Here is a 16,541-nt window from a genome sequence, read left to right on the forward strand (position 1 = left end):
GACTAGCAGACGGCTGCGACGGGCCGCGCAGGCTGCGTCAGCGGGCGTAGGCCTTGCGCGGCTCGTGGACGGCGGCGCCAGGGCGCGGGCGCAGGTGCCGGCGCAGCCAGTCGGCGAAGCCGGCTTCGGGCAGGCTGCCTTCGGCGAGGGCCACCATCTGCACGTACTTGTCCTCCTCGCTCGCATCGAGTTCGGCATCGTTGAGCGCGAGGAACACGCGGTAGCAGACGTGCGCGGTGCGCTTGTTGCCGTCCACGAAGGCGTGGTTGCGGGCAAGACCGTGCGCCAGGCTCGCCGCCAGCGCGGCAAGGTCGGGCGGAGGGTCGCCGTAGGCGTACAGCTGGCGGGGGCGCGCCAGTGCCGAGTCCAGCAGACCATCGTCGCGCACGCCGGTGCCCCCGCCGTGCTCGGCCAGCTGGCGCTCGTGGATGGCGATGGCCAGCGGTCGCGTGATCCAGACGATCATGGCCGCGCTCCCTACTGGGCCAGCTTGCGCAGGAGATTGCGATCCTTGCGCATGACCTCCTCGGCCACCTCCATCTGCGCCGCCAGTTCCGGATCGAACGCGGTCAGGCGCACGCCGTCCGGGGTCTCAAGCGCGTAGAGCGTATCGCCCTTCTCCAGGCGCAGCCGGGCCAGCAGCTCCTTGGGCAGGATGACGCCGGCGGAGTTGCCGATGGCGGTGATCTTCAGCTTCATGGCGAGCCTTCGGGATGCGTGTAATAACGCATGTTATACCCTGGGTCCGCGCGATGCCAGCCGGGCGCGGCGTCCGCGGGTCCCGTGCGCGCCCGGGTCTCAGCCGCGCTCGCGCTCCACCGCCCGCCAGCCGATGTCGTGGCGGTGGAACTCGCCCGGCCAGGAGATGCCGGCGACTTCCGAGTAGGCGCGGGCCTGGGCGTCGGCGACGCTGTCGCCCAGGGCACAGACGCAGAGCACGCGGCCGCCCGCGGTCACGGCGTGTTCGCCGTCGATCCGGGTCCCGGCGTGGAAGACCTTGGTGTCCGCCACGTCCGGCACGTCGAAGCTGTTGATCGTGTCGCCGGTGCGCGGGGTGCCGGGATAGCCCTCGGCCGCCATAACCACGCCCAGGGCCGGGCGCGGGTCCCAGTCGGCCTCGACGCCGTCGAGCGCGCCGTCGATGCCGGCCTCGACCAGGGTCGCGAAGTCCGAGCGCAGCCGCATCATGATCGGCTGTGTTTCCGGGTCGCCGAAGCGGACGTTGAACTCGATCACCTTCGGCGCGCCGCTGGCGTCGATCATGAGCCCGGCATAGAGGAAGCCGGTGAACGGCGCGCCGTCGGCGGCCATGCCGGCGACGGTGGGTTCGATCACCTCGCGCATGATCCGCGCATGCACCCCGGGCGTGACCACTGGCGCGGGCGAGTAGGCGCCCATGCCGCCGGTGTTCGGGCCGGTGTCGCCGTCGCCCACGCGCTTGTGGTCCTGGCTGGTGGCCATCGGCAGCGCGGTGCGGCCGTCGACCATGGCGATGAAGCTGGCTTCCTCGCCTTCCAGGAATTCCTCGATCACCACCCGCGCACCGGCCTCGCCGAAGGCGTTGCCGCCGAGCATGTCGCGTACCGCGGCTTCCGCCTCGTCCAGCGTCATCGCCACGATCACGCCCTTGCCCGCGGCCAGGCCATCGGCCTTGACCACGATCGGCGCGCCGGTGCCCTGCAGGTGGGCGAGCGCGGCACCGATTTCGGTGAACACGGCGTAGTGCGCGGTCGGGATGCCGTGGCGGGCGAGGAAGTCCTTGGCGAAGGCCTTGCTGCCTTCCAGCTGCGCGGCCGCGGCGCTGGGCCCGAAGATGCGCAGGCCTTCGGCCTGGAAGCGGTCGACCACGCCGGCCACCAGCGGGCCTTCGGGGCCGACCACGGTGAAGTCCACGCCTTCGTCGCGGGCCAGGGCCACCAGCGTGTCGATGTCGGCGGCCGCCACCGCGACATTGCGGCAGCCTTCCTCCTGCGCGGTGCCGGCATTGCCGGGCGCCACCAGCACCTCGTCCACGCGCGGCGACTGCGCCAGCTTCCACGCCAGCGCGTGCTCGCGCCCACCCGAACCAATGACCAGCACTTTCATGACGTATCAACCTGCCGTTTCGGATCGTCGGAAGAGCATAGCCCCCTGAGTCAGGGGGCGATTCGCGCCGCAGCCGGGTATCAATGCCGGAAGTGGCGGACCCCGGTGAACACCATCGCGATGTCGTGCTCGTCCGCCGCCGCGATCACCTCGGCGTCACGCATCGAGCCGCCGGGCTGGATCACCGCGCGGATGCCCGCCTCACCGGCGGCGTCCAGGCCGTCGCGGAAGGGGAAGAAGGCGTCCGACGCCATCACCGAGCCCGGCACCACCAGGCCCGCGTCGGCGGCCTTGATGCCGGCGATGCGCGCGGAGTACACGCGGCTCATCTGGCCCGCGCCGACGCCGATGGTGGCTTCGTCCTTCGCATACACGATGGCGTTGGACTTCACGAACTTGGCCACCCGCCAGGCGAACAGCAGGTCACGCAGCTCGGCCTCGGTCGGCGCGCGCTTCGATACCTGCTTCAGCTCGCCCACGTTCATGCCGCGGTTGTCCGACGACTGCAGCAGCAGGCCGGAGCCGATGCGCTTGCTGTCGTACATGTTGCGGCCGTCGCCCAGCGGAATGCGCAGCACGCGCACGTTGGCCTTCTTCGTGCAGTAGTCGAGCGCGTCCTGGTCGTAGTCGGGCGCGATCAGCACCTCCACGAACTGGCGGTCGAGGATCGACTTCACCGTGGCCGCGTCCAGGCGCGTGTTGAAGGCGAGGATGCCGCCGAAGGCCGAAGTCGGGTCGGTGGCGTACGCGCGCTCGTAGGCGTCGCCGCAACCCGCGGCGGTGGCGACGCCGCAGGGGTTGGCGTGCTTGACGATCACGCAGGCCGGCGCATCGAACTGGCGCACGCATTCCCAGGCTGCATCGGCGTCGGCGAGGTTGTTGTAGCTCAGCTCCTTGCCCTGCAGCTGGGTGAAGGTCGCCAGCGTGCCCGGCACCGGGTACAGGTCGCGGTAGAAGGCGCCACTCTGGTGCGGGTTCTCGCCGTAGCGCAGGTCCATCACTTTGACGAAGTTCGAGTGCATCTGCGCCGGGAATTCGCCGCGCTCGGGCACGCCGTCGATAGGGTCGGCGATGGCCGAGAGGTAGTTGCCGATCGCCGCGTCGTACTGCGCCACGCGGTTGAACGCCGCCACCGAAAGCGCGAAGCGGGTCTTCGCCGACAGCGTGCCGTCGTTCGCTTCAAGCTCTTCGACGATGCCGGCGTACTGCGCCGGGTCGGTCGCCACCGCCACCCGCGCGAAGTTCTTCGCCGCCGAGCGCAGCATCGCCGGGCCGCCGATGTCGATGTTCTCGACCGCATCCGCCAGCGTGCAGTCCGCCTTCGCGGTGACCGATTCGAAGGGGTAGAGGTTCAGCACCAGCAGGTCGATGGCGCCGATGCCGTGCTCGGCCATCACCGCGTCGTCCACGCCCGCGCGTCCGAGCAGGCCGCCGTGCACCACCGGGTGCAGGGTCTTGACCCGGCCATCCATCATTTCCGGGAAGCCGGTGGCTTCGGACACGTCGCGCACGGCCAGGCCGGCCTCGCGCAGGGCGCGGGCGGTGCCGCCGGTGGAGAGAAGTTCGACACCGCGGGCGGCGAGGGCTTGGGCAAGCTCGAGCAGGCCGGTCTTGTCGGACACGGACAGCAGTGCCCGGCGCAGGGGCAGGCGATCGGTGGTCATTGCAGGGGGAGGGCAGCGGGAAAGCCGCGATTATACGGCGCGGCGCCGCCGCGGCCGGGGCTCAGAGGATGCCGTAGTCGCGCAGCTTGCGGCGCAGGGTGGCGCGGTGGATGCCGAGCATGGCCGCGGCGCGGCTCTGGTTGCCCTCGCAGTGGTTGAGCACTTCCACGAACAGCGGGATCTCGAGTTCGCGCAGGGCGATGTCGTACAGGTTCTCCGCGTTGCAGCCATCCAGGTCGCGGATGTAGCGGCGCACGGCGGTGGCCACGTGCTCGCGCAACGGTGCCCGTTGCGTGCCGCGTGCCTGCGGCTCGTTGGTGTCGGCAGCGTTCAATCGGTCCCCTGGGCCGTGTCCGCGCATCGTGCGCGAAGGAGGTCGAGTCTAGCGCGACCGCCGCGCTGCTGCCACGCGCGGCCTCAGCGGAAATCGAAGGAAAATCCGACCGCGCCGGCGTCGGGTTCGAGCACGTCCATGCGGATCACCGCGCCTTCGCCGCTGTCGATCAGGGCCGACGGCGGTTCATTCCCCAGGTACTCGGTGGGCGTGAATGCGCGTGCGCCCAGGGGCCGGCCATCGATGTCCGAAAGCGTGAGCACGACGTCCGGCCAGGCCTGCGCCCAGGCGGCGTCGTTGCGGAAGCTGGCGGTGATGCGCAGCGCGTTGCCGGCCTGGGGGTGGGGCCGCACGTCGCGTTCGAGCAGGGCGAACGCGGTGGGCTCGCGCCAGGGCGGCAGGCTGCAGCGCAGGACGGCGCAGGCGCCGGCGACCACTGGACGCCAGGTCGCATCGGCCGCCAGCCGCTCGCGGTCGGCCAGCAGCCACTGGATTGCGAGCAGCAGGGCGAGGCCCGCGATCGCCGCCGGGATCGGCCAGCGCCGGCCGGCGGGCTTCGCGCGCGCGCTGTCGCGGGGCATGCGCGCGAAGCTGGGTGTCGCCCGCCGTGGCCGTGAGGCGGCCGCAGGCGGCGTGGCCGCGGGTGCGGGCTCGGTGGCGGGCGCAGATGCTGCCGGCGGTGCGGGCTCGTCCGGCTCTGCCGCCGGAGGTGGTGCAGGCGCCAGCGCAGGAACGGGAGCAGTCGCAGGCGCCTGGGAAGACAGCGTGGCCTGGTCCGGTCCTGGCTCCGGCCCCGATGCTTCGGACGGCCCGGACTCGGACCCGGGCTGCAGCAGCGTCGCCATCGAGATGGCCGGCTGCGCGGCAAGGTCATCCGCGGGATCGGAAGCTCCCGACGCCTCGAGGTGGCCGAAGGCCTCGGCCACCGCCGCGGCCACGCCGCTGCGCGCGTCGTTGGCTGGCGGCTGTGCGGACGGCGCTTCGCGCAGCGGCGCGGCGCAGCGCGGGCAGCGCTCCGGTGGCAGGTCGGTGGCGGGGTCGGTGGCGACCAGTCCGCGGCAGGCCGGGCAGTTGACGAACATGCGCGCTATTCAAGCACGCGCCGTGCGCGGCTGGCAGCCGTCAGCCGCGGCGGATGCCGTCAATGCGAACCCAGTCACCCTCCACCGCCACGTGCAGTTCGTCGAACCACTCGCCATAGCGTGCGAGCAGGGGATCCTGCTGGCCGTCCAGGATGCCCGACAGCGCCAGCCGCCCGCCCGGCGCGACGCGCGCGGCGATGGTGTCGGCCAGCGCCTCCAGCGCCGATGCGAGGATGTTGGCGACCACCACCGGCCAGGTGCCGTCGGGTGCATCGTCGGGCGCGTGCACGGAAAGCCGCGAAGCGACCTCGTTGCGCGCGGCGTTGTCGGCGGTGGCGGTCAGCGCCTGCGGGTCGTTGTCGATGCTGGTGGCGTGCGCGGCGCCGAGCTTCAGGGCCGCCAGGGCAAGGATGCCGCTGCCGCAGCCGAAGTCGAGCACGCGCGCGCCGTCGAGCAGGCCGTCGGCGGCCAGGCCGTCGAGCCAGCGCAGGCACAGCGCGGTGGTCGGATGGGTGCCGGAACCGAAGGCCAGGCCGGGGTCCAGGCGCACGATGGCGGCGTCTGCGCGGTCGGCTTTTTCGGGGAGTTCGCGGTTCCAGGGCACGATCCAGGTGCGTTCGCCGAAGCGCAGCGGCACGTACTGGTCCATCCAGGCGCGCTCCCAGTCCTGGTCCTCGACGTTGCGGAACGAGGCCCGGCTCCAGTCCAGGCCGGGGTCGAAGCTTTCCAGCGCGGCCAGCAGCAGCAGCGCATCTGCATCGTGCGGGAACAGCGCGCTCAGGGTGATCGCGGCCCACAGCGGGGTCTCGCCCACGCCGGGCTCGAGGATGGCGTCTTCGTTGCTGGTGCCGGCGTTGGCGTCGAGCATGGTCACCGCCAGCGCGCCGACGTCGTCGAGGGCGTGCTCGTAGCGGGGCTGCTCGGATTCGCGGCAGTGGAGCGTCAGTTCGAGGAAAGGCATCGCGCGTGGCCGGGCCTGGGGGAGTGCATGGTACCGGCCCGGTACGCGGGAAGGCCGCCGGCCCGGGACGTCCCGGGCCGGCGGTCGGGCTCAGGGACCCGGAACCAGGGTCTCGATCTCGTAGGTGACGCCCCGGTTGGCGCTGTCGCCGTGCAGGGTGGCGGTGCCGCTCACCGGTGCCCGGGTGGAGTAGACGGTGAACGAGTACAGCTCGCCCCAGCGCAGGCTGCGGTCGCTGTCGCCCATGTACCAGCCGACGCGGTCGGCGCCCGCCTCGAAGCCCCAGTCGTTGCCGTCGTCGAGGTCGCCGTCGCGGAACACGGTCGAGGCGATGGCGCTGCCCGACGCGGTGCCGAGGCTGAATCCATCGAAGCCGGTACTGCTCACGATCCGCAGGTTCGGCGTGCTGCCTTCGGTCTGTGCGAAGACGAACTCGAAGTTCATCAGCGCGTAGTGGTACTCCCACACGCCGTTGGGCTGCCGCGCGGCCTTGACCGCGAGCTTGGCGCGGGCGCCACCCGCGACCAGTTCGGCGATGTGCTTGCGGTCCTTGACCGGGTTCATGCGCGGATTGCGCGGGTTCGGCGGCGGTGCGGCGGCGTCCCCGAACCAGCGGTCGATGGCCGAGCCGAGGCGCTCGCCGGTGCTGTTGATGTTCCAGACGCTGCCGCTCCACGCCGGCGTGGTCGCCCGGGTCGACATCGAGTTGTAGATGTTGATGTCGCCGCGGGCCACGTACCAGGACTCGAACAGCCAGCTGGCGCCGGGATTGGCGCTGGGCGACAGCTGGGTCTCGTTGACCAGCATGCGGTAGCTGTACTCGTTGCCCGGCGAGGTGTTCTGGACGCCGTTGCAGTCCGGATCGAACACCGAGCCGCAGCGGCCCCACAGGCCCGAAGCCGGCAGGATCTCGTCGCGCGAGGTCATGCCCTGGGTGTAGTCGTTGTTGCCGACCGAGTAGGTGTCGGTGCAACCGCGGCCCAGCGCGTGGCCGTGGTGGTCGCCGCTGTCCAGGCAACTGCCGTTGGTGGTCAGGTAGGCGTGCTTCACGCCCGAGCGGCCGATCTGCTCGAGGCTGCCGTCCGGGTTGGTCCGGTACATGTTCCAGATCAGGTAGGGATGCTGGTCGTTGTTGTACGGCGCCGAAGGCGCGGTGAACTTCTGGTACCAGGGAATGGTGGCCGTCCACTTCGCGGCGCTGGTGCCGAGCGGGTCGCCGGGCACGGTGGCGTTGAAGCTGCCCTCGTTGACGTTGTTCTTCAGCGTCGCCGACGGCGTGATCACCAGGTTGCCGCTGCCGCTGTTGCCCGTGCAGCCCTGGCAACGCGACTGCTGCGCGAAGGTGCTGAGCATGAAGATGTCGTTCTGGTAGGTGCCGCCGTCGGGCGCCGGGTCGCCGTCCCAGGTGATCTGGTTGGCCTGCGGCTGCAGGTCGCCGCTGCCGCGCACCTGTACCGGCACGTCGAGCTGCAGCTCGGCGATCGCCATGCCCGCCGCGTAGGGCTTGCCCAGGCGCTGGGCCAGGCGCTCGCTGATGCGGATGTCCGAGGAAGGCACGGTGAACGACGGCGGGTCGTCAAGCAGCTCGTGCATCACGTGGTCGACGTGGAACCAGGCCGTGCCCTGGGCGTCGACCAGGTCGAACTCCGGCTCGGCGCCGGGCTTCATCCGGCGCGGCACCAGGCGGAAGCCGTCGAGGTCGATGCTGCCGCCCTTGAGCTGCACCACATAGCCGCCCTTGGCCTGCAGGCCGCCGCCGGCCATCTCGCGGGCGTAGCCGTTGCCGACCATGAACTGCAGCTGGCGGCCGTCCTGCAGCGCGAAGCGCTCGGAGCCGTCGCTGGCGCGCCGGCCGTGGATGGAGCCGGGCACGATGCGCATGCCGAGGTCGCCGGCCAGGTCATGGTTCCAGCGGATGCCGATGTCGCCGCCGCCGGCGCTCCAGGGCCTCTGCACGCCCGCGTCGGCCGTGGCCGCACCCTTGGGTGCCGGGGCCGCGGTGCGCGGCTGTGCGAAAACGATCCCGGCCGTGGCCGACACCAGTAGCCCGCCCACTACGACGGTTGCGAGCCTGCTCTTGCGAAAACGCATCGATCCTCTCTCCCATGGTCGTTGGTGCCGGCCCCCGTGCCCGGCGAACTTCCGAGCATAGGCGAGTGCCGGCCCCGCCACCATGACGCGCTGCCGCATGGGCGGCGCCGCTCAGAGGATCGAGAGCGCCTTGTCCTTGCGCTCGGCCAGGCGCTTCTCCAGGTAGTGGATGTTGCGCCCGCCTTCCTCGAAGCCGCCGTCGGCCAGGATCCGCTGCTGCAGCGGGATGTTGGTCTTGATGCCGTCGATCACCATCTCGCTCAGCGCCACCCGCATCCGGCAGATCGCCTGCTCGCGGTCGGCGCCGTGGACGATCAGCTTGCCGATCATCGAGTCGTAGTTGGCCGGCACCCGGTAGCCCTCGTAGACGTGGCTGTCCACGCGCACGCCCGGCCCGCCGGGGGCGTGGAAGTGCTGGATCAGGCCAGGCGAGGGCAGGAAGCTGTCCGGGTCCTCGGCATTGATCCGGCACTCGATGGCGTGGCCGCGCAGCACCACGTCCTCCTGCCGGATCGACAGTGGGCGCCCCGCGGCGATCATCAGCTGCTCGCGGATCAGGTCGATGCCGGTGACCATCTCGGTGACCGGGTGTTCCACCTGGATGCGCGTATTCATTTCGATGAAGTAGAAGCGCCCGTCCTCGAACAGGAACTCGAAGGTGCCGGCGCCGCGGTAGCCGATGCGGATGCAGGCCTCGACGCAGACGCGGCCGATCTCCTCGCGCATTTCCGGGGTGATGCCCGGCGCCGGCGCCTCCTCGACCACCTTCTGGTGGCGGCGCTGCATCGAGCAGTCGCGTTCGCCCAGGTGGATGGCGTGGCCCTGGCCGTCGGCCAGCACCTGGATCTCCACGTGGCGCGGGTTCTCCAGGAACTTCTCCATGTAGACCATGTCGTTGCCGAAGGCCGCCTTGGCCTCCTGCTTCGTGGTCGCGATGGCGTTGACCAGGGCGGCCTCGGTCTGGACCACGCGCATGCCGCGGCCGCCGCCGCCGCCGGCGGCCTTCACGATCACCGGATAGCCGATCTCGCGCGCGATGCGCACATTCTCCGCCGCGTCTTCGCCGAGCGGGCCGCCCGAGCCGGGCACGCAGGGCACGCCGGCGGCCTTCATGGCCTTGATCGCCTCGACCTTGTCGCCCATCAGGCGGATGGTGTCGGCCTTGGGCCCGATGAAGACGAAGCCCGACTGCTCCACGCGCTCGGCGAAGTCCGCGTTCTCCGACAGGAAGCCGTAGCCGGGGTGGATGGCCTGGGCGTCGGTGACCTCGGCGGCGGCGATGATGCTGGCCATGTCGAGGTAGCTCTGCTGCGACGGCGCCGGGCCGATGCAGACCGACTCGTCGGCCATGGCCACGTGCTTGAGGTTGCGGTCGATGGTGGAGTGCACGGCGACCGTGCGGATGCCCAGGGCATGGCAGGCGCGCAGGATGCGCAGCGCGATCTCGCCGCGGTTGGCGATGACGACCTTGTCGAGCATGGCCGCCGCCTCAGCCGATCACGAACAGGGGCTGGTCGAACTCGACCGGCTGCCCGCTCTCGCCGACGATGGCGAGCACGGTGCCGCCGACCTCGGCCTCGATCGGGTTGAACATCTTCATCGCCTCGACGATGCCGAGCGTGTCGCCGACGCTGACCGCCTGGCCGACGGTGACGAAGGGCGGCTTGTCCGGGGCCGGCGAGGCATAGAAGGTGCCGACCATCGGCGAGCGCACGACGTTGCCCTCCGGAAGCGCCGGGCCGGTGGGTTCGGCCGGGCGGGCGCCGCCGGTGGCGGCCTGCACGGGGGACTGCATCGGCATCATCGCGCCCTGGTCGGGGGCGGCCACGTACTGCGGCGCCGGCTGCGGCGCGGCGGCGTAGCCCGCGCGCGGCGTGCGCGCCAGGCGCACCGACTCCTCGCCCTCCTTGATCTCGATCTCGGCGAGGTTGGAGTCCTCGAGCAGGTCGATCAGCTTCTTGATTTTTCTCAGGTCCATGCGGGCCTCTCGGGTGATGCCGGGCGCAGGCGCCGGCGGTGGCTACAGGGGTTCGGGGTCAGGATGCCGGCGCGAGCCGCGCCAGCGCGGCGTCCAGGGCATAGGAATAGCTGGCCGCGCCGAAGCCGCAGACCACGCCCGCCGCCAGGTCGCTGAAATGGCTCTGGCGGCGGAAGGGCTCGCGGGCATGCGGGTTGGACAGGTGCACCTCGATGAAGGGGATCGCGACCGCGGCCAGGGCGTCGCGCAGGGCGACCGAGGTGTGGGTGAAAGCGGCCGGGTTGAGCAGGATGAAGCGGGTGCCGTCGCCGGCGGCGGCCTGGACGCGGTCGACCAGGACGTGCTCGGCGTTGGACTGCAGGCTTTCGAAGGCCAGCCCCGCTGCTTCCACCCGCTGGCGCAAACCGGCGTCGATCGCGGCCAGGGTCTCGCGGCCATAGATCTCCGGCTCGCGGCTGCCGAGCAGGTTGAGGTTGGGGCCGTGGAGGACGAGGATCCGGTCCATTCGATGCGGTCGCGCCGCGTTCGCGAAAAACGGTCGCCAGTCTGCGCCAAGCGGCCGATCGTGTCCAGATCGCCGAAGTTTTGCGATAAAGTGACGTTTTAAGCGACTGTTTGAATCAGTCGTCCAGCCGCGCCCAGGCGTCCAGTTCGCCATGGACGAAGGGCCCGATGCGCTGCTTCAGCAGGCGGCCGTCGGCCGACACCAGGGCGGTGTAGGGCAGGACGCCGCGCGGATTGCCGAGCTGGACCCCGGCATCGCGCGGGCCGGCGGCGTCGATCAGGATCGGGTAGCGCACCGGGATGCGCTGCAGGAAATCCTCGACCGCGGCCTGGTCGTCGAGCGCGATGCCGATCACTTGCACGCCGTTGTCGCCCTGTTCGGCGGCAAAGCGGTCGAGTTCGGGCATTTCCTCGATGCAGGGGCCGCACCAGCTGGCCCAGAAGTTGACCAGTAGCGGGCGGCCGTCGAAATCGGCGGGCAGGCTGCGGGGCGTGCCGGACAGGTCCGGCAGGGTGACGGCGGGGATCGGGTCGCCGCGCCTGGCCACGGCCAGGCCTTCCGGCGGCGGCGGGGCGACGGCCTCCATCGCCTGCTGCACCGCGCGCTGGCCGAGTTCGGTGCGCAGCAGCGGTCCCGGCCCGTTCACCGCCAGCCCGGCGACCACGCCGAGCACGCCGGCCGCCAGCGCCACCAGCAGGATGGCGCGCGTGCTCATCGGCCGGCCGCCCGTTCCAGCGCCGCGACCGCGGTGCCGCGGTCGAGCACCGCCGGCAGCACCTCGCCCTCGCCGCCGCCGCGCGGGTAGACCACGTACAGCGGCACGCCCACGGCGCGGTGGGCTTCGAGGAAGGCGCTGATCTCCGGATCGACGTTGGTCCAGTCGCCGACCATGTAGGTGGCGCCGGTGCGGGCGAGCGCCTCGCGGAAGGCGTCGCTGGACAGGGTGGTGCGCTCGTTGGCCTTGCAGGTCACGCACCAGTCGGCGGTCATGTTGACGAAGACCGGGGTGCCGGCGTCGCGCAGCGCCTGCAGTCCGTCGGCCGAGTACGGCACGCTGCCGCCTTGAGCCCTGGCCGCGGCGGCGGCCGGCGCCGGCAGGCGGCCGACCAGCCAGGCCGAGGACAGTGCGACCGCCAGCAGTGCGATCGCCGGCAGCCGCCACAGCCAGCCGCCGCGCAGGCGCGCGCGCTCCAGCCACCACAGCGCCAGTGCCATCACCGCCACGCCGGCGGCAACCAGGGCCATGGCGTCGACGCCGCGCTGGCGGCCCAGTACCCAGGCCAGCCAGATCGCGGTGAGGTACATCGGGAAGGCCAGGATCTGCTTCAGCGTTTCCATCCAGGCACCAGGGCGGGGCAGACGGTCGGCCAGCGCCGGCACGAAGCCGACCAGCAGGAAGGGCAGGGCCAGGCCCAGGCCCAGGGCCAGGAACACCAGCAGCGCCGCCGCCGCAGGGGCGGTGAAGGCATAGGCCAGGGCGCCGCCCATGAAGGGCGCGATGCAGGGGCTGGCGACCACGCAGGCCAGCACGCCAGTGAAGAAGTCGCCGACCGGGCCGGTCCGCGCCGCCAGTCCCTGGCCGAGGTTGGCGCTGCCGCCGACGCTGAACACCCCCGACAGGCTCAGGCCGACGGCCGCCATCAGCAGCACCAGCGCGGCCACGAAGCCGGGCTGCTGCAGCTGGAAGCCCCAGCCCAGGGCCTGGCCGGCGGCGCGCAGCGCCAGCACCAGTAGGCCGATCGCGGCGAAGGCGGCCAGCACGCCGGCCGTGTACCAGAGCGCATGGCTGCGCGCGGCCGCACGGCTGGCGCCCCCCTGGGCCAGGCCCAGCACCTTCAGCGACAGGATCGGCAGCACGCAGGGCATGACATTGAGCAGGATGCCGCCGGCCAGCGCCAGCAGCAGGGCCAGGGCGAGGCCGCCGGTCGTGGCCGTGGGCGGGGTGCTGCGTGCAGCGTTGTCGGCGGCGGCGGCATCGGCAGCGGAGGCCCGGTCCGCCAGGTCGTCCGCGGCCCGGTCGTCGTCCTCGCGACTGTCCGCGGTGGCCCCCGTGCTTCCGGCGATCCTGGACAGGGCGGCGGCCACGTCCTCGCGCTGGCCGGTGGCTTCGTCCGCGGTCGTCGCTGACGCGGTGGCGTCGTCTTCCGCGCGCGCGCCGTCGCCGGGCCGGGCTTCCGTCGTGGCAGCGGCTTCCGGCGCCGCGGTCGCGATCGTGCCCGACGGCAGCGACACGCGTACGCGCCGGGTCATCGGCGGATAGCAGATGCCCTCGTCCTGGCAGCCCTGGAAGGTGGCGGTGAGGGTGGCCTCGCGCGGCTCGCCGTGGCTGCGCCGCAGCGGCAGCGGCACGTCGACCTGGTCGAAATACACCACCACTTCGCCGAAGTGCTCGTCGCGATGCTGGACGCCGCGCGGCCAGCGCGGCGCGCCGGCCTGGATGCCTTCGGCCTCGAGGCTGAAGCTGCTGCGGTCGCGGTAGAGGTAGTAGCCCGGCGCCGGGGTGAAGCGCATCAGGACGGTGTTGCCGTCGCCGGCGATGGCCTCGAAGGCGAAGGCCTGTTCCTCCGGCAGCGGCAGTGCCTGGCTGCCGCCGGGCAGCGCCAGGTTGCCGCGGCCCGCGGGGCCGGCACCGAGCGCCTGGCCCAGCGCGGCAAAGCCGGTGTCGGGGGTTGCGGCTGCGGTGGCGCTGGCCGCCGCGGGCAGCGTGACCGCCACCGTGCGCGTCTGCGGCGGGTAGCAGATGCCGAGGTCGGCGCAGCCCTGGTAGCGGATCTTCAGTTCGGTGCGCGCGCCCGCGGCGGTGCCGGGCAGCACCGCGCGCACGCGGTCGCGGTAGGTCTCGACCTCGCCGAAGAACTCGTCGGTGTGGCGCTTGCCGTCCGGCAGCTGCAGCCCGCCGGGCGCGGCGCGGAAGCCGGCATCGACCGGTTCGGCACCCATGCGGTGGCGGTAAAGGTAGTAGCCGTCGGCGATCGTCCATTCCAGCTCGATACGGTCCGGCGCGGTGGCCTCGGCACGCAGCACGAAGGCCTCGTCCACCGGTAGCAGGTCGTCGAGGTCGATCGCGGCGGCCGCCATCGCCGGCGCCAGCAGCGCCGACAGCGCGAGGAGCGCGGCGCACAGGCGCCGCCAGGGCAGGACGGTCATCGCGGTCGCTACGTGGAGGGGCCGGATAGGGTAGCCGACCCGTGCCGCCGGAACCCGGACGGTTCCGGAACGAAGAAGGGGCGCCGGCATGCCGGCGCCCCTCCTGATGGTGCATCCGTCGGCCCGCGGGCCGCTGGCTCAGCGCAGCGGGTTGCGCAGCCTCGGGTTGCGCGGCGGGTTCGGCGTCGGGGTGCCGAGCTCGCAGGTGGCCGGCGTGGTCGAGGTGAACAGCGCCTCGGTGGCCCACTCCGGATGGTCGATGAAGGGGTTGCGGTTGCCCTGGTAGGCGAACACCACTTCGTTGCGGGCGCGCTCGGCGTCGTCCGGCGGGTCGGCCTGGTGCCAGGCCAGCAGGTTCGACAGCAGGCCCATGTACGCCGGCGCATCCAGCGAACTGGTGGCCAGGATCAGGCTGCGGTTGTTGGTCAGCTCGAGGTCGGGCTCGGCCTGGCCGGTGGTCGGGTGCACGCCGCCCTCGTAGCGGATCGCCATGTACAGCACGGCGCGCGCCATGTCGCCCTTGCGCGCGCCCCACACCTCGAACGAGCCCTGGTTGCCGTTCGGCCCCTGGTACCAGTTGGAGTTGCCTGGGTAGGTGCCGCTGCCGCCGCCACGTCCATTGTTGAACTCGGTGGCGCGCTCGGTGCAGCCGCTGGCGCAGTTGGCGAAGGGCATGTTGCCGCGGTTGGAGTTGTAGCCCTCGTCGCTCAGGTAGAGCATGTGGGTGTCGGTGTAGGGCGAGTGCGGCAGGCCGAGGTTGCCGGTGGTGCTGGGGAAGCCCAGCGAGTTCGGCCAGGTGTGCTCGCGGTTGTACCTGTTGCCGCCGCCGCTGCCGGCCCGGTCGGTGACCTTGGTGTAGCTGCGGTTGCGGTAGACGTCGAGGATCTTGCCCGGATCGTTCGGGTCCTCGTCGGCGATCTCGAGGATCGTCCAGGTGCTGGTGCCGCTGCCGCTGTAAGGGTAGGCGACATGGCCGCGGATGGTCTCGTGCAGCGAGCAGCGCAGCTGGTCGGGGCTGGAGTCGTTGACCAGGCCGTAGTACTCGCCGGGGTTGGTGCCCGAGCTGGAGCGCTTCACGTGGAAGGCGATGGTGGTGTCGGCTTCGGGCGCGGCTTCGTCGAGGTCGGCGATCAGGCCGGCATCGATCTGCAGCGAGCAGGCCTGGCCGGGGACCAGCGGAATCGACGGCGTCAGCGTGAAGCTGGTCGCCTGCGCCTCGTGGTCGAGCACCGGCTGGCGGCGGGCCAGTCCCTCGCAGGCCAGGGTGAAGGCGCCGGGCTGGGCGACGACTGGCTCGCTGAAGGTGACCGTCAGGTCGGCCGCATAGGGGAAGTCGCTCGAGCCTTCGGTGGGGAAGGTGGAGACCACGCGCGGCGCGGCGTTGCCGGGTTCGCCGAAGGACTGGCCGTTGTTGCAGGCGCCGAAGGTCTGGGCCGCGGAATCATTCCACGCGAAGTCGGCGTAGACGTTGCCTTCGCCGCCGAGCTGCAGCGAGAGACCGATGGGCGTGCTGTTGGCCTGCTCGACGCCGATGTCGGTGCTGGTCATGCCGGCGGCCGGACCGTTGCTGGCCGTCATCGTGCCTTCGTAGCTCAGGAACTGGACCACGCCGCCCTGCGGGTCGACGAGGGCGATGCCGTCGGGCGAACCGTTCTGCACGCCGTCCTGCGGATAGGTGGCGACCGCGAAGCGGACCTGGCCGCCGCAGGTCGCGAGGTTGCCCTCGGGCAGGGTGGTGGTGCTGTAGGACTGGCCGTTGCTGCCGTTGTAGAGCACGAGCTGGTAGCCGGCCAGGCTTTCGCCGGCGCTGCCCACCACTTCGATCGCCTCGCCGACGTCGGCGCCCAGGTTGTCGTAGTGGATTTCGTTGACGAAGACCTCGGCCTGGGCCGGGAGGGCCGCGGCGATGCCGAGGGCGAGCGCGCAGCAGAGCATGGAGCGTTCAGGTCGCATTGATGTTTCCCCTTGGTGAACCCTGCAATTTAGCCGTCCCATGTGACTGTTGCCAGACAGGGGGACACACCTTTCTGTGGGCCTGCACGCCCGCGCGACACCGGAACCTTATGCTTTCCGTGATCGATTCCCCATTCATGCAGGTATCCCCCATGCGTGTGTCTTCCCGCTCCGCCGTCCTGGGCGCGGGGCTGGCCGTGGTGATGCTGGCCTCCGCCCCGCTTGTCCCGGCCCGGGCCGCCAGCGACATCGAAGTAGCCGCCGGCGCCTCCACCACCACCAACCGCGAATTCACCCGGGTCGCCTCCGTGGCCTGGCTGCCCGAGGTCCGGTCGCTCGACAACGCGGTGCTCCGCGCCGAAGTGGGCGCGGTCTACGTCAATGGCCGCGGTGACGTCCGCGGCCGCGACCTCGCCGACGACGTCTGGGTCGGCTATGCCGGCCTGCGCTACGAGCGCACCGACAACGGCCTGACCCTGGGCGCGGGCGTCGGTGCCCAGTCCGGCGAAACCGACGCCCTGTCCGGCGATCCGCAGTTCGTCACCACCGCCGGCTGGCGCTGGGACCGCTTCTCCCTGCTGCTGCGCCATATCTCCAACGCCAGCCTGCACAAGCCCAACGACGGCGAGACCATGCTGGTCGCCGCCTGGCGCTTCTGAGCCCCGCCCCGCCCCGGCCCGGCCCTGGTCGGGGGTCGGGCGCGTCCGGGAAGATTTTTCCTCCCACCCCCCTTGAACCCCG

At 71.5% G+C, this 16,541-nt stretch carries 15 protein-coding genes; 1 reads left to right on the forward strand and 14 read right to left on the reverse strand.

Translation table 11 applies throughout. The features are described from left to right. Nucleotides 1-37 precede the first annotated feature (37 nt). From E2170_RS01720 to E2170_RS01785, 14 genes are all read right to left on the reverse strand, one after another. Nucleotides 38-466, reverse strand: a complete 429-nt coding sequence (locus E2170_RS01720; protein ID WP_132998919.1) for a type II toxin-antitoxin system death-on-curing family toxin — start codon at nucleotides 464-466, stop codon at nucleotides 38-40. Between the two features lie 11 nt (nucleotides 467-477). Next, entirely contained in the window at nucleotides 478-699 is a 222-nt protein-coding gene (locus E2170_RS01725) for an AbrB/MazE/SpoVT family DNA-binding domain-containing protein (protein WP_132998920.1), read from the reverse strand. 99 nt (nucleotides 700-798) lie between these two features. Beyond that, on the reverse strand, nucleotides 799-2,085 hold the full coding sequence (gene purD / locus E2170_RS01730) for a phosphoribosylamine--glycine ligase (RefSeq protein WP_132998921.1): 1,287 nt from the start codon (nucleotides 2,083-2,085) through the stop codon (nucleotides 799-801). Between the two features lie 80 nt (nucleotides 2,086-2,165). Continuing rightward, a complete protein-coding gene (gene purH, locus E2170_RS01735; protein WP_132998922.1) occupies nucleotides 2,166-3,749 on the reverse strand; it encodes a bifunctional phosphoribosylaminoimidazolecarboxamide formyltransferase/IMP cyclohydrolase in 1,584 nt (527 codons plus the stop codon). Nucleotides 3,750-3,810: 61 nt separating this feature from the next. After that, on the reverse strand, nucleotides 3,811-4,083 hold the full coding sequence (gene fis / locus E2170_RS01740; protein ID WP_243708021.1) for a DNA-binding transcriptional regulator Fis: 273 nt from the start codon (nucleotides 4,081-4,083) through the stop codon (nucleotides 3,811-3,813). A gap of 83 nt (nucleotides 4,084-4,166) precedes the next feature. After that, a complete protein-coding gene (locus E2170_RS01745) occupies nucleotides 4,167-5,165 on the reverse strand; it encodes a DUF3426 domain-containing protein (protein ID WP_132998924.1) in 999 nt (332 codons plus the stop codon). 40 nt (nucleotides 5,166-5,205) lie between these two features. Then, nucleotides 5,206-6,126, reverse strand: a complete 921-nt coding sequence (gene prmA, locus E2170_RS01750) for a 50S ribosomal protein L11 methyltransferase (RefSeq protein WP_132998925.1) — start codon at nucleotides 6,124-6,126, stop codon at nucleotides 5,206-5,208. Between the two features lie 90 nt (nucleotides 6,127-6,216). Continuing rightward, complete coding sequence (locus tag E2170_RS01755) at nucleotides 6,217-8,217, reverse strand: hypothetical protein (RefSeq protein WP_132998926.1); 2,001 nt, start codon at nucleotides 8,215-8,217, stop codon at nucleotides 6,217-6,219. 111 nt (nucleotides 8,218-8,328) lie between these two features. Then, nucleotides 8,329-9,696 (reverse strand): acetyl-CoA carboxylase biotin carboxylase subunit, encoded by a 1,368-nt coding sequence (gene accC, locus E2170_RS01760; protein ID WP_132998927.1) that lies wholly within the window; start codon nucleotides 9,694-9,696, stop codon nucleotides 8,329-8,331. Nucleotides 9,697-9,706: 10 nt separating this feature from the next. Beyond that, the gene (gene accB / locus E2170_RS01765; RefSeq protein WP_132998928.1) at nucleotides 9,707-10,195 is read right to left on the reverse strand and encodes an acetyl-CoA carboxylase biotin carboxyl carrier protein; all 489 of its coding nucleotides are present in this window, start codon (nucleotides 10,193-10,195) and stop codon (nucleotides 9,707-9,709) included. A 58-nt stretch (nucleotides 10,196-10,253) separates the two neighbouring features. After that, nucleotides 10,254-10,700 (reverse strand): type II 3-dehydroquinate dehydratase, encoded by a 447-nt coding sequence (aroQ, locus tag E2170_RS01770; RefSeq protein ID WP_132998929.1) that lies wholly within the window; start codon nucleotides 10,698-10,700, stop codon nucleotides 10,254-10,256. 115 nt (nucleotides 10,701-10,815) lie between these two features. Then, entirely contained in the window at nucleotides 10,816-11,415 is a 600-nt protein-coding gene (locus tag E2170_RS01775) for a TlpA family protein disulfide reductase (protein ID WP_132998930.1), read from the reverse strand. Beyond that, nucleotides 11,412-13,847 (reverse strand): protein-disulfide reductase DsbD family protein, encoded by a 2,436-nt coding sequence (locus E2170_RS01780; RefSeq protein WP_243708022.1) that lies wholly within the window; start codon nucleotides 13,845-13,847, stop codon nucleotides 11,412-11,414. Before E2170_RS01780 ends, E2170_RS01775 begins: the two co-directional genes overlap by 4 nt. A gap of 138 nt (nucleotides 13,848-13,985) precedes the next feature. Continuing rightward, on the reverse strand, nucleotides 13,986-15,800 hold the full coding sequence (locus E2170_RS01785) for an endonuclease (RefSeq protein WP_132998931.1): 1,815 nt from the start codon (nucleotides 15,798-15,800) through the stop codon (nucleotides 13,986-13,988). A 152-nt stretch (nucleotides 15,801-15,952) separates the two neighbouring features. Here E2170_RS01785 and E2170_RS01790 point away from each other — a divergent pair, with 152 nt between their 5' ends. Beyond that, entirely contained in the window at nucleotides 15,953-16,459 is a 507-nt protein-coding gene (locus E2170_RS01790; RefSeq protein ID WP_243708023.1) for an acyloxyacyl hydrolase, read from the forward strand. Nucleotides 16,460-16,541 lie beyond the last annotated feature (82 nt).

Source organism: Luteimonas arsenica (genome assembly GCF_004352825.1).
GTDB lineage: Bacteria > Pseudomonadota > Gammaproteobacteria > Xanthomonadales > Xanthomonadaceae > Luteimonas > Luteimonas arsenica.